Origin of the sequence: Bifidobacterium criceti, from assembly GCF_002286935.1 — a bacterium.
GTDB lineage: Bacteria > Actinomycetota > Actinomycetes > Actinomycetales > Bifidobacteriaceae > Bifidobacterium > Bifidobacterium criceti.
The window spans coordinates 257,825-269,907 of record NZ_MVOH01000006.1 but is presented as its reverse complement, the minus strand read 5'-3'; the positions used below and the strand labels follow the sequence as shown (position 1 = coordinate 269,907).

The following is a 12,083-nucleotide window of genomic DNA, read 5'->3' as shown; positions in this document are numbered from 1 at the left end:
AGACGCGGACGGGGCGTGACACACAATCGATTGTGTGTCACGCCCCGTCCGCGTCTACGTCTGTATCGGTCTGTCTATGGGTGACGCCGTCAGTGGCGGACTTCGATGTCCATACGGACGGGCGTTTCCCGCTCGTACGTATGCATGACGGTGCAGCCTTTCTCGATGTGCGCCTTGACGCGCTTCTTGAGTGTTTCGACGTCGTCTTCACTGAGCGAGGCGTCGGTCGCGTCGATCATGACCTGTTCATTGAAGTTGATGTACGAGTCATCGTCGGCGTCGTACGTGCCATCGACGACGATGCGCGCGCCTTTGCCTTCGCCGAGCGCATGTTCGACCGCGAACTCGCTCGAAAGCGCCGCGCAGCCGGCGAGCGCGATCTTCATCAGATCGCCCGGGGTGAACTGGCCCCTGCCTTTGCCGAACTTGATATGGGCCCCGTCGTCGCTGAACGCATCCCACGAACCGTCCTTGTTCTTCTCGACCCACAGTCGCTTGCTCATATGCTCCTCATTTCCGCGGCCTCACATGGCCGCTGCGTTGTTCAACCACATTCTATGCACGCCCATGCCCGCGTGTCGCGGCGCACACCGCGCATCCGTCACCGTGGTTGTCGTCACAGCAGCCGTGTATTGCCGTTGTTCGATTGTCTGATTATGATGGCGAAACATGCCTTTGACTCAAGACGACCTCAAGTCCATCCGTGACCATGACATCCCTGCGCGTCCGCACACCGACATCCCGATGCCGTACGAGGACCTGCTGCGCAAGATCCTGATGGAAGGCAACCTCAAGAACGACCGCACCGGAACGGGCACGATCTCACTGTTCGGGCAGCAGATGCGGTTCGACCTCGCGAAGGGCTTCCCGCTGTTGACGACGAAGCGCGTGTTCTTCAAAGGGGTCGCCTATGAACTGTTGTGGTTCCTGAAAGGTTCGAGCAATGTGCGTTGGCTCCAGGAGCACAATGTGCACATCTGGGACGAGTGGGCCGACGAGAACGGCGACCTTGGTCCTGTCTACGGCGTGCAGTGGCGCAGCTGGCCCGCGCCGACGCCGGATGATCCGAACCGCACGATCGATCAGATCTCTAATGCGCTCGACCTCATCCGCAACAGCCCCGATTCGCGCCGCATCGTCGTGAGCGCGTGGAATCCGGCCGAGGTCGAGCAGATGGCGCTCCCGCCGTGCCATGCGCTCTTCCAGTTCTATGTGGCCGACGGCAAGCTCAGCTGCCAGCTGTACCAGCGCTCGTGCGACATGTTCCTCGGTGTGCCGTTCAACATCGCGAGCTATGCGCTGCTGACGATGATGGTCGCACAGCAGACGGGGCTCGAACCGGGCGAATTCGTCTGGACGGGCGGTGACTGCCATATCTACGACAACCACATCGACCAGGTGCTTGAGCAGCTGTCGCGCGAACCATACCCGTATCCGCGCCTTGAGCTGCGCAAGGCCGATTCGTTGTTCGATTACGATTACGACGATTTCACGATTGTCGATTACCGGTACCATCCGACGATCAAGGCGCCGATCGCCGTCTGAACGCGCACCGTGGCGCCTGTCGCGATTGCGTCCGCGGACGCCGGCGAGCGTCTGCGGGATTGCATAGACTGGGAATCCGGTTACCCACGTTCAAGGAGAGCTGAAATGGAGCATGACAGTAGCCGCAGTGGCTATCACGAACCCGCGCCCGGATTTGCCGGGCCGACGGAGATTGAGCTTGAGGACGATTGGGGCGATGACTACGCCAAGACGTTTTCGATCAATCTGATTTGGGCACAGGCGAACGACAAGGACGGTCGTTCGGGTGCCATCGGATTCGAGGGGACCATGCCGTGGCATCTGCCCGAGGACCTTCGACGCTTCAAGGCGCTCACCGTCTCGCATCCCGTCATCATGGGACGCAAGACATGGGACGCGCTCAATCCGAAATTCCGTCCGTTGCCGAACCGCGACAACATCGTGCTCACGCATGACCGTGGGTTCCGTGCGCCGGGCGCGACCGTCGTATGCGACATCGAGGAGGCGCTCGACCTCGCGCGTCAGGAGGCCATCCCCGATGATGGACTCGACCGCAGCGAGATCTGGGTCATCGGCGGCGCGGAACTGTTCAAACAGATGATGACGCTCGCGTCGAAGATCTATCTCACGCAGATCGATGCCGACGTCGACGCGGACACGTACGCTCCGGACGTCGACAAGGCGTTGCGCGACGGGGATTGGAGCATCGTCGAGCAGGGTGCGTGGATGACGCCCGAGCATGCTGATGGCGGCATCCGCCGGTACCGTTATCTGACGCTTGCGAACAACCGCCAACCCGAGGACGCATAAGCCGACACGATACAGGACACGAGACACAGGAGACGAGGCGGACCGCATCCGCCGTTATGAGGAGTAGGGACCTAGCCGTGAAGAGGAAAGAGACGAAGCCGTATACCGTCATGACCGTGTGCACCGGCAACATCTGCCGTTCGCCGATGGGGGAGATCATCCTCCGCCACGAATTCGACAAACGTGGCCTTGGGGACCGCGTCCGCGTCTTGTCGAGCGGTGTGAGCGACGAGGAGTATGGCAATCCGATCGACCGCCGTGCCGTCAAAGTGCTCAAGGAACACGGGTATGAGATTCCGCCGCAGCATTTCGCGCACCGTATCACACATCAGGAGATTGAGGACACCGATCTGTTCCTGCCGATGACGGCGTCGCATATGAACGCGCTCATGCATATGCTGCCGCTCAGCAAACGCACGGAAGTGCACATGTACCGCAGTTTCGACCCGTCGCTTCCGGATCCGGAAGCGGGTCACGAAAGCGAGATCGACCTCGTCGACCCGTGGTACGGCGGCATGCGCGAGTTCGAGACGGCAATCGATCAGATTGAGGAAGTCGCGCCGTACATCGCCGATTATGTCGAACGGCAGCTCACCGCCGAGTGAATGCGGCCACGTGAACGCGCGCCTATGCGTCGATATGGCTGATGCATACGATGTGTGCACACACGGTGTGGCCGCGCGGATATGAGATGGCGGGGGCGTCGCACGAATCGATTCGTGCGACGCCCCCGCCATCTCATTGGTGTCGTGTCGTCGACGGTGTGCGGATCAGGCGTCCTGCTGCTTCCATGTTTCGACGTCGATATGATGCGCCGGATTCGCCTGCCACGCGTCCCATGCGGATTCGACGATGTCATCGACGTCGTAGCGCGCGTGCCATCCCATTTCCTCGTTGATGCGCTTCGGCGAGCCGATGAGGTGCGGCGGATCGCCCGCGCGGCGCGCCATGACGGTCTCGGTGAACGGCAGTCCGGTGACCCTCTTCACTTCGTCGACGATCTGGCGCACGGACGTGCCTTCGCCGGTGCCGACGTTGAAGACGTCGTACTTGCGCTCGTCGCGGTCGAGGTACTTGAGCGCCGCGAGATGCGCGTCCGCGAGGTCGGAGACGTGGATGTAGTCGCGCACGCATGTGCCGTCCGGCGTCGGGTAGTCGTCGCCGAAGATCGCCGGCGCCTTGCCCTGCTTGAGGCGGTCGAAGAGCATCGGGATGAGGTTGAGGATCGCCGGGTCCTCAAGCTGGACGGGGCCACAGCCGGCGACGTTGAAGTAGCGCAGGCCGCAGAAGCGGATGCCGTATGGTTCCTCGCACGCACGCGCCATCCATTCGCCGAAGAGCTTCGTCTGGCCGTACGGGTTGATCGGGACCATCGGCTCGACGTCCTCGGGCACGACGTCGACCGGCGGCACACCGTAGGTCGCGGCGGACGACGAGAAGACGAGCTTCTTGACACCCGCCTCCTTCATGCCTTCGAGCACATTGAGCATGCCGTTGATGTTCTGCTGGTAGTACCACAGCGGCTTCTCGACGGATTCGCCGACCTGCTTGCGCGCGGCGAAGTGGATGACGGCGTCGACGTCCTCCGCCTTCATGATCTCGGCGAGACGCTCGCCCGCGCCGGGCGCGGCGATGTCCATGCCATAGAGGCGCGCATCGCCGATGCGGTCGGGCTTGCCATAGCTGAGGTCGTCGACGACGACGACGTCCTCTCCTGCTTCGTGCAGCGCGTAGACGACATGCGCGCCGATGTAGCCGCAGCCGCCAGTGACAAGAACAGTCATGTTGAGCCTTTCCTTCAACAGGTCGAACATCACATGTTTGTGAGGTTTTTTGTCGCAATGTTCGTTTTTGTTCGATTACACTATAGCACTCGCACACCATCGAACACAACTTTGCATGTTCGCCGTCGTGTCCGGTGTGTGTCGCGGGATGGTTGCGCGGATGCGACGACCTTCCCAGCCCCAAGTCTAGGACGCGGCCTGACGCGTTCACACTGCGCGCATATGGAAGGGTGCACCAAGGTCGGAGGCGCGATACATGTCGCCGCATACACTGTGGGGTATGGAACAACAGTATGAGGACGGCAACGACGGTGTGGCGGGAGCGGCGCAGGAGCCCGCGAATCCGCTCCATGGCAGGAAAGTGCTTTCGTTCGTGCGCAGGTCGGCGCGTCTGGACGCGCGCCTCCAGCGCGCGCTCGACAACCACGCGGACGACTATGTGCTCGGCGACATCGCTGCGCGCGAAGGCTCGCTCGACCCCGCGGAGGATTTCCGCTTCACGCGCGCGTATATGCGCGCGCATTGGGATGGCGATGCGCCGATCACCGTCGAGGTCGGCTCGGGGCAGGGTGAGAACATCGTCGCCGCTGCCGTCGCGCATCCCGAGCGCAATTTCCTTGCGCTCGAGGTCTACGACCCCGGTGTCGCGCACACGGTGCTCCTTGCGGCGAAGCAGGGGGTGCGCAACCTGCGGATCGCGCAGATCAACGCCCCCGAGTTGTTCGCCGTCGCCGAACCGGGTGCCGTCGACGAAGTGTGGACGTTCTTCCCCGACCCGTGGCCGAAGATGAGGCACCACAAACGAAGGATCGTGCAACCTGGGCTCGCCGCCGACGTGCATGCGGCGCTGCGTGACGGCGGTGTGTGGCGCATCGCGACCGATATCGAGGACTATGCGCTCCATGTGCACGAGGTCATGGATGGGCGCGACGATTTCGCGAACGATGGCGACCTCGTCGTCAGCCTGCCGACCGAACACGTCGGCAAAGGCAACGCCGCCGATGCGGCCGCGCTCCCGCATGCCGACTTCCGGGAATCCGAACGGTTCGACGGCCGCGTATTGACGAACTTCGAACGCAAAGGCCTCGACGCGGGGCGCGTCATCCACGATTTCACGTACCGCAAGGTGTGAGCGGCGCGCGCACGAGCGGTTTCGCCGCTTCGCGCACAACGCGACACGCCGAGAGTTGCGTGATGGCTCAATTCGTGTAATATCAATTGAGTTGTCGAAAGCCCCCTTCGTCTAACGGTTAGGACACCAGACTTTCAATCTGACAACGAGAGTTCGACTCTCTCAGGGGGTACGAATAAGAAGCCTTGGAATTGCAACGATTCCAAGGCTTCTTTCCTTCTCGGTACTAACCTGGTAACAACCCTGCGACCACGCGGCGTGCTGTGGGTGTGTCACCGCGACAGCAATGTCCACTGTGTGGATGCGGATACGGGCTGGGTGTGGATGTCGGCTCCACGTGTGTCAGGAGGCCCATCCTTGCGCTGTGGTCACGCAGGCCAGTCAGGCGCGAAAAAGGATGGCATGCGGGCGGGAAGGCCATGTGATGGGGCGCGCATCGTCCATGCCGTAACTTTTCCCCAGAAAACGCGGAAAAGGCAGAAAGTATCCGGGCCTCATGTCTGTCCTCATGCTACGCTTTCAACTATGGAGAAAAGCAAAACGATGACCGTCAACGGCACGCCGTACGACGTGATTCGCCTGCTTGGCAGGGGCAATGGCGGCTATTCGTTCCTTGTGCAATCGCAGACGCATCCGCCGACGCGCTATGTGCTCAAACAAATCTACTACGGCCCCTACGACTACTACCAATACGCGAACAAGATGCAGTCCGAGATCCAGAACTACCGCAAGCTGCGGGAACTCGGCGTCAAGCTTCCCTCGTTGTTCGACGTCGACCTTGAACGCGACCGCATCCTCAAGGAATACATCGATGGCCCCACGGTCTACGAACTCGTCCTCGCCGACCAGATGCGGGACGACTATCTCGACCAGATCCGCGCCCTCGCGAAGCGCCTCGCCGCGAAACGGCTCAACATCAACTATTTCCCGACGAATTTCGTCGTCGAGAACGATGTCGTACACTACATCGATTTCGAGTGCAAACCATACAAGGACACGTGGGATTTCGAGCACTGGGGAGTGAAGTACTGGTCGAAGACGCCCGAGTTCCTCATGTACGTCGCCGAACACGCGCCGCAATTATCGTTGGGCGGCGGCGAGAACTGACACCTGTCCCTTGATGGCGCGGACGATCCGCGAACGGCCATATCGATTGGGTGATGGGTCGTCCGTCGTCGTGCGTTCACGCAATGCGCTGGCTTCGAGGGGATGGGTCGCACATATCCTTTTTACCGCGCTGCGGTACGGTGGGGGCCTAAGCGTACCGCAGCGCGGAACAGCCGGAGCCTGATGTGTCCATGATCGGATCGTCAGCGTGGAATGGGACGCCGGCCGGCCTTGCCTTGCGCGCGCCGCGCCATCTAGACTGGGCATGAGTCGTCCCATTGAAGTGACGACACGGTTCCAAAGGAGCATCGATATGGTCTATCGCATGATTTTCAACCAGACGGCCTATTTCGGCAGGGGCGCGATCAACGAGATTCCGAACGAGGCGAAAGCCCGCGGATTCAAGAAGGCGTTCATCGTCACCGACCCTGTGCTCGTCGAGAACGGCACCGCGAAGAAGGTCACCGATGTGCTCGATGCGGCGCAGATCCCATACGAGATCTTCGATGATGTGCAGCCGAACCCACCCGTCGAGAACATCCAACATGGCGTCGAGGCGTTCAAGAAGTCGGGTGCCGATTTCCTCATCGGTCTCGGTGGTGGCAGTCCACAGGACACGTGCAAGGGCATCGGCATCGTCGTCGCGAACCCGGAGTTCGCCGATGTACTCTCGCTTGAGGGCGTCGCGGCGACGAAACATCCGAGCGTGCCGATCTTCGGCGTGCCGACGACAGCCGGTACGGCCTCGGAGACGACGATCAACTATGTCATCACCGATACGGCGCACAAGCGCAAGTTCGTCGCGGTCGACCCGCATGACATCCCGATCGTCGCGTTCGTCGACCCGGACCTCACGGACGGCATGCCGCGCGGCCTCAAGGTCGCGACGGGCCTCGACGCGCTCACGCATGCGATCGAAAGCGTCATTACGCCCGGCGCATGGAGCCTGTCGGACGCGCTGTCGATGCAGACGATCCGCATGATCGCGCAGAACCTCGCGAAAAGCGTCGCGGGGGACAAGGACGCGGGCGAGCAGATGGCCTACGCGTCCTACATCACCGGCATGTCCTATTCGAACGTCGGCCTCGGCCTTGTGCATGGCATGGCGCATCCGCTTGGCGGCCGCCTCGGCGTCGCCCATGGTGTTGCGAACGGTATCCTGCTCGCGCCCGTCATGGCGTACAACAAGGATCATTCGGGTGAGAAGTACCGCGACATCGCCGACGCGTTCGGCATCGAGGACGCCTATACGGGCAACCTCGAGCATGTGCGCGACGAGGCCGTCGAGGCCATCGCGCAATTGACGCGCGACCTCGGCAACCCGACGACGATCAGCGAGGTCGGCGCGACCGAGGAGGACCTCGAACCGCTCGCCGAGGACGCGTTCGCCGACGTCTGCACGCCGGGCAACCCGCGCAAGGCGACGAAGGAAGACATCCTCGAGATCTACCGCAGCCTCATGTGACGGACGTCTTCCTTCCGCCTTCCTGTCAGCCGCGGCGGCGCATCGCGACGATGAGCAGGATGGCTGCGATGACCGCCGCGATGGCTGCGATCCCGCAGATCCACGCGATGTTCGAGCCCGTCGCGGCGACCGGCGACGCCGTAGGGGTGGCTGAGGACGCCGGTCGCGGCGTGGGCGCGCTCGGTACCGGTTGTGTGGGCGCCGTCGTCGGCTGCGGCTGCGGTGTCGGCGTCACACTCGGCTGCGTTGGCGTTGGCGTCGGTTCCGTTGGCGTTGGCGTCGGTTCGCTTGGTGTCGGCGCCGGCTCGGGCGTCTTCGCGTCCTGCCAACCGTATTTCGAGAACGTCTCGTTCGGGTCGTCGCCCTACATCGTGATGACGTCGATCGTGCCGCACGGCACATGGTTCCCGTTGATGAGGACGTTGAACGGCGTCGGGCCGTTCGCGGGTTCGTTGTGCGGTTAGCGCCAGATCAACGGCGCGCGGTCGCCGGCGCCGATCTCGAAGAAGTATTTCGCGATGCCGAGGTCGGTTGTCGTGTATGGTCCGATGCCCGGGTCGGCGGCGACGCTGCGTCCGTCGGCTTCGAGCCGGAACGTGAACCGTTGCTGGTTGAGCGCGCTTGGTGCGAGAAGCGCCGCTTCGACGCCGCGTTCGAACCATGTGGGCACGGGGATGCCACCTTCGACCGAGGCGACCTGTCCGTAGGTCTTCGAGCGTGATGGTTTGCCGTGGGTGACGCCGTGGCCGAGCGCGATCGCGAAGCGCACTTTGCTGTCCTCGTCGAGCTTCGCGTGCTGCTGCGCCTTGTGTTTGCTGAACGACAATCCGACCCAGCAGGTGTCGAGGTCGAGTTGTGTCGCGCGCAGCAGCACATGCGCGCCGTAGTAGCCGCACCGTTCTTCCCAACCGCTGGTCTCGTCGGTGCCGATCGCGACGTAATTGCGTACGTTTTTGAATACGCCGTAGTGCAGCAGCGCGTTGCCGAACGCGTCGGGTTCGTCGGTCACGAGACGCATCCGTACGTCGCCCTCTTTGTTGAGTGTCGTGATGAGCGCGCGCAGGTCGTCGCATACGTGTGCGTCGATCGGTTCGTCGGTGTATGCGCGCACCGCGTGGCGTCTATGCATCGCTTCGAGCAGATTCACGAATCGTCCTTTCGCCACAACGGCCCCTCTCTTCTCTGTCATTATCGGCGTGCGCGGACGCGGGGCCGTGAACGTTCCCCCTACAGTGAAACACCGAATTCCGCGTACGTGTGCGGCACCATTGGGATTCCAACAGTGCCGCGAGCGCGCGCGGCAAGTGCATGAGAGGCCATAACTATAATCGCTATGGCCAACAGTGCCGCGAGCGCGCGCGGCAAGTGGAAACGCGCATGTAATACGACGTTTCGCGCTGTGAAACGCGTAGGGGATGATACTGGGAACGGAAGGTGGACATATTCGTCCCTTTCATGCAAAGAACATACAAACGCGGGCGCCGCGGCACATCCGATGTGCCGCGGCGCCCGCGTATGGACGGCGTATCATCGACGATGAACGGACATGACGATGAGAGGAAGGAATCGCGGATGACGGATACGGATACGGTGCATACACCACGGCCGCGCGCGGTCATCTACACCGATTTCGACGGTGTCATCAACGCGTTCCCCAAAGACAGGGCGGCGACCGCCGGCGACGGGCGCACGTTCGCGCTCGATGGCATGACCTATGTGCCTGCCGACGGCATCGCATACCCGGTGCATTGGTCGACGCAGCTCGCGGATGGCATGCGCGCGCTCGTGGACTCGGGTGCGGCCGAACTTGTCTGGTTGTCGACGTGGCAGCCGTTTACGCCCGCGCTCAACGCGACGCTCGGATGGGATGGCGCGCGCGTGCGCACCGCGCAATGGTACGATCCGGTCACGCTCACCGGGATGCGCGGCGGCAAACTGCGCACGGTCCTGCGCAGGATCGCGTATGAGGACGACGAGGCGACGCCGCTGCCGATCGTATGGATCGACGATGAGGAATGCACGGTGCGTGCGAAGCAGCTCATCGAAGCCGCCGGACCGTTGTTCCCGGTGTTCGCCGTACGCCCCGACGACCGGATCGGCATCTCGAAGCGGCAATGGCGGCTCATCCGCGAATTCGTCGCGAACCCGATGGCGTTCCCGACGGTCACACTCGACGTCGAACCGAGCGTCACCGAGCGCGAAGGGCATATCGGACTGTGACCGCGCGCGGCATCGCGCAGAAGGAGCGGCCGCGGGCATGAGACGGCGGTCGGTGCGGCGGCGCGGTTGGGATAGGATGGCGGATGCAGTGATGTGGTAACGAAGGCCGTCCACCGCGGTGGGCGGCAGTATATTGCACATGTGTGCATGTGCGCATATATATGGGAACTACAGATATATGGGAACTACAGATACATACACCATATAAGGGAACGATTGAGGGAAGTCATATCGGGAGGGAATGATGGCGAATTGCAACCATTGCGGCATACCATTGCGCGACGGGGCGAAGTTCTGCACGGCGTGCGGCGCGCGGCAGGACGCGCCGGCGGGGGCACCACAGCCGGGAACAGGGCAGAGGGGAACAGGGCTTGCGCCCGCCGTGCCGCCGGCTCCGGCGATGCCACCTGCGCCCGCGTCCTCATATCCGGCACCGACGGCCTCCGGCGCTACTGCGACGGCGGCAACGGCCGATGGGAAGCGCAAGCTCCTCATCGCGGCGATCGCGGCCGTCGTCGCCGTCATCGTGCTCGCGGTGACGGGCATCGTCACCTACCGCATGGATCTGTGGGGCTCGCGCACCGTGCCGACGATCGGCGCGGCCGAGAAGGCCGGCAGCGCCGACGATGTCGCCGCGCAGCTCGAAGGACAAGGGTTCCACACGACGCGCAAGCGTGAGTTCTCGGCGTCGGACAAAGGCGCATACCTGCGCATCGAAGGCGGGAAGGAAGGCGAACGCGTCGCGCGCTCGCAACAGCTGACCGTCGTCGAATCGCTCGGACCGGGCGTCCCCGACGGCACGGTCGGCCTCACACAGGACAAGGCCGTCGAACGCGTCGGCGGCATGGGTGTGCCGGTGAGCGTGACCGAAGTCGTCTCCGACCATCCCGGCGAAGTGATCGATACGAAACCGGCGCAAGGCAAGGCGCTCGCGGACAAGGACCGCTCCGGCGGCATCAGGCTCGCCGTCGGCGTCAAGAAGGACGGCATTCCGGTCGAAATCGCCGGACTCGACAAGGACCAAGCGAAGCAGCGGCTCGAATCGGACGGATTCGACGTGACCGTCATGCCGGTCGCGGCGAGCAAGGACATGGTCGGCAACGTCATCTCGGCAGATCCGGCGATCGGTTCGGTGACGAGCGGCGACGACGTGACATTGTATGTCGGTGCCGACGCGAACACGCTCAAGGACGCGATGCTCGTGCATACGGGCGGTCCCTATCCATACAATTCCTATGACCAATTGCAGCCGCTCGTCGGCGAGTGGTGCACCGACGGTGGCGACTGCATCGACCTCGAACCGACTGCGAAACATGCCGGCAATGATGACGACGGCAATGTCCGTGGTCTGACGATGAACGGTAAGACCTATGAAGGCGCATTCTTCGATCTGGGAGTATGCCCCTATGCGCAGACCTTCGGGTCCTGTGATCCGGAAAAGCCGGATTTCGCGTTCCAGCAGCTGCTCATATCCGGTGACAGTGGTGCGTTCGAACTGTTCGACAACACCGCATTGCCGTATTGCGGCACGACACTGATGGGTGAAGTCGCCTACTGCGACCATGGTGTGATAGGGGATTTGTCTTCTGCCAGTGGGAAGAGCACGGGCATCGAATACCGTATGAGCGACTTCCTGCTCGTCGTGCCCGTCGGCGCAGACATCGGACAGGTCGAGGATAGCGGTTATTTCAAGGACAAGCCGGGAGCGAAGGCGCCCGACGCGACCCGTCCGTACATCCTCAAACGTGACCCGTCGCTTTACGACAAGACCTCCGTTTCTGGAGACGGGGGTATCCATAATCCATTCCTGCCGAAAGCGATGAAGGCACAGACAGGGGAGACGGTGAAGTTCGCGCCGTCGCCATCCGCCGACGTCGCGTACTACAAAGTCGAGGACACCCTCGATTGGTCGAAGCTCGACGCAAACCAGGTGTGCCCCGACGGCGGCTGCACGACGAAGGACACCGCGGACAGCAAGACGTCGGACTGATGTGTTCGTTGTGGTGAGCCTATTCCGAGCGTGAGGTTGTATCATGTCGTG

12 protein-coding genes and 1 tRNA gene are annotated in these 12,083 nt (G+C 62.5%); 10 read left to right on the top strand and 3 right to left on the bottom strand.

The window, feature by feature from the left end; all coding sequences use genetic code 11:
- Window positions 1-89: 89 nt before the first annotated feature.
- Window positions 90-503: an OsmC family protein gene (locus B1526_RS02860; protein ID WP_095614585.1), complete on the bottom strand. Its 414-nt coding sequence runs from the start codon at window positions 501-503 to the stop codon at window positions 90-92.
- A 241-nt stretch (window positions 504-744) separates the two neighbouring features.
- On the opposite strand from B1526_RS02860, the gene B1526_RS02855 reads away from it, so the two are divergent.
- From B1526_RS02855 to B1526_RS02845, 3 genes are all read left to right on the top strand, one after another.
- Window positions 745-1,545: a thymidylate synthase gene (locus B1526_RS02855; RefSeq protein ID WP_201260118.1), complete on the top strand. Its 801-nt coding sequence runs from the start codon at window positions 745-747 to the stop codon at window positions 1,543-1,545.
- Between the two features lie 105 nt (window positions 1,546-1,650).
- Window positions 1,651-2,334 carry a dihydrofolate reductase gene (locus B1526_RS02850; RefSeq protein WP_095614583.1) on the top strand — a complete coding sequence of 228 codons (684 nt, stop codon included), beginning with the start codon at window positions 1,651-1,653 and terminating at the stop codon, window positions 2,332-2,334.
- 110 nt (window positions 2,335-2,444) lie between these two features.
- The gene (locus tag B1526_RS02845; protein WP_235607014.1) at window positions 2,445-2,939 is read left to right on the top strand and encodes a low molecular weight protein-tyrosine-phosphatase; all 495 of its coding nucleotides are present in this window, start codon (window positions 2,445-2,447) and stop codon (window positions 2,937-2,939) included.
- Window positions 2,940-3,104: 165 nt separating this feature from the next.
- Here the strand turns inward: B1526_RS02845 and galE are convergent, their stop codons facing one another.
- On the bottom strand, window positions 3,105-4,118 hold the full coding sequence (gene galE / locus B1526_RS02840; protein WP_095614711.1) for a UDP-glucose 4-epimerase GalE: 1,014 nt from the start codon (window positions 4,116-4,118) through the stop codon (window positions 3,105-3,107).
- Window positions 4,119-4,398: 280 nt separating this feature from the next.
- On the opposite strand from galE, the gene trmB reads away from it, so the two are divergent.
- The 5 genes from trmB (at window position 4,399) to B1526_RS08955 (ending at window position 8,286) form a co-directional block, all read left to right on the top strand.
- Window positions 4,399-5,250, top strand: a complete 852-nt coding sequence (gene trmB / locus B1526_RS02835) for a tRNA (guanosine(46)-N7)-methyltransferase TrmB (RefSeq protein WP_095614710.1) — start codon at window positions 4,399-4,401, stop codon at window positions 5,248-5,250.
- A gap of 100 nt (window positions 5,251-5,350) precedes the next feature.
- Window positions 5,351-5,422 (top strand) — tRNA-Glu (locus tag B1526_RS02830).
- A 353-nt stretch (window positions 5,423-5,775) separates the two neighbouring features.
- On the top strand, window positions 5,776-6,357 hold the full coding sequence (locus B1526_RS02825) for a BUD32 family EKC/KEOPS complex subunit (protein WP_095614581.1): 582 nt from the start codon (window positions 5,776-5,778) through the stop codon (window positions 6,355-6,357).
- A gap of 313 nt (window positions 6,358-6,670) precedes the next feature.
- Window positions 6,671-7,822 carry a lactaldehyde reductase gene (gene fucO / locus B1526_RS02820; RefSeq protein WP_095614580.1) on the top strand — a complete coding sequence of 384 codons (1,152 nt, stop codon included), beginning with the start codon at window positions 6,671-6,673 and terminating at the stop codon, window positions 7,820-7,822.
- A gap of 59 nt (window positions 7,823-7,881) precedes the next feature.
- Entirely contained in the window at window positions 7,882-8,286 is a 405-nt protein-coding gene (locus B1526_RS08955; protein WP_133088417.1) for a hypothetical protein, read from the top strand.
- Here the strand turns inward: B1526_RS08955 and B1526_RS02810 are convergent.
- Window positions 8,283-8,987, bottom strand: a complete 705-nt coding sequence (locus tag B1526_RS02810; RefSeq protein ID WP_157908679.1) for a nitroreductase family protein — start codon at window positions 8,985-8,987, stop codon at window positions 8,283-8,285. The two genes, B1526_RS08955 and B1526_RS02810, sit on opposite strands and share 4 nt — an antisense overlap.
- 407 nt (window positions 8,988-9,394) lie before the next feature.
- Between B1526_RS02810 and B1526_RS02805 the strand changes: the two genes are divergently transcribed.
- Together B1526_RS02805 and B1526_RS02800 are read left to right on the top strand one after the other, a co-directional pair.
- Window positions 9,395-10,042, top strand: a complete 648-nt coding sequence (locus B1526_RS02805; RefSeq protein WP_095614709.1) for an HAD domain-containing protein — start codon at window positions 9,395-9,397, stop codon at window positions 10,040-10,042.
- A 244-nt stretch (window positions 10,043-10,286) separates the two neighbouring features.
- The gene (locus tag B1526_RS02800; protein WP_162287923.1) at window positions 10,287-12,032 is read left to right on the top strand and encodes a PASTA domain-containing protein; all 1,746 of its coding nucleotides are present in this window, start codon (window positions 10,287-10,289) and stop codon (window positions 12,030-12,032) included.
- Window positions 12,033-12,083: the final 51 nt, after the last annotated feature.

Bases quoted from the DNA above. Each gene is read 5' to 3' on its own strand.
- B1526_RS02860 (WP_095614585.1), bottom strand. From the start codon at position 503: ATGAGCAAGCGACTGTGGGTCGAGAAGAACAAGGACGGTTCGTGGGAT.
- B1526_RS02805 (WP_095614709.1), top strand. From the start codon at position 9,395: ATGACGGATACGGATACGGTGCATACACCACGGCCGCGCGCGGTCATC.
- galE (WP_095614711.1), bottom strand. From the start codon at position 4,118: ATGACTGTTCTTGTCACTGGCGGCTGCGGCTACATCGGCGCGCATGTC.
- fucO (WP_095614580.1), top strand. From the start codon at position 6,671: ATGGTCTATCGCATGATTTTCAACCAGACGGCCTATTTCGGCAGGGGC.
- B1526_RS02825 (WP_095614581.1), top strand. From the start codon at position 5,776: ATGGAGAAAAGCAAAACGATGACCGTCAACGGCACGCCGTACGACGTG.
- B1526_RS02850 (WP_095614583.1), top strand. From the start codon at position 1,651: ATGGAGCATGACAGTAGCCGCAGTGGCTATCACGAACCCGCGCCCGGA.
- trmB (WP_095614710.1), top strand. From the start codon at position 4,399: ATGGAACAACAGTATGAGGACGGCAACGACGGTGTGGCGGGAGCGGCG.
- B1526_RS02845 (WP_235607014.1), top strand. From the start codon at position 2,445: ATGACCGTGTGCACCGGCAACATCTGCCGTTCGCCGATGGGGGAGATC.
- B1526_RS02855 (WP_201260118.1), top strand. From the start codon at position 745: ATGCCGTACGAGGACCTGCTGCGCAAGATCCTGATGGAAGGCAACCTC.
- B1526_RS02800 (WP_162287923.1), top strand. From the start codon at position 10,287: ATGGCGAATTGCAACCATTGCGGCATACCATTGCGCGACGGGGCGAAG.
- B1526_RS08955 (WP_133088417.1), top strand. From the start codon at position 7,882: ATGGCTGCGATGACCGCCGCGATGGCTGCGATCCCGCAGATCCACGCG.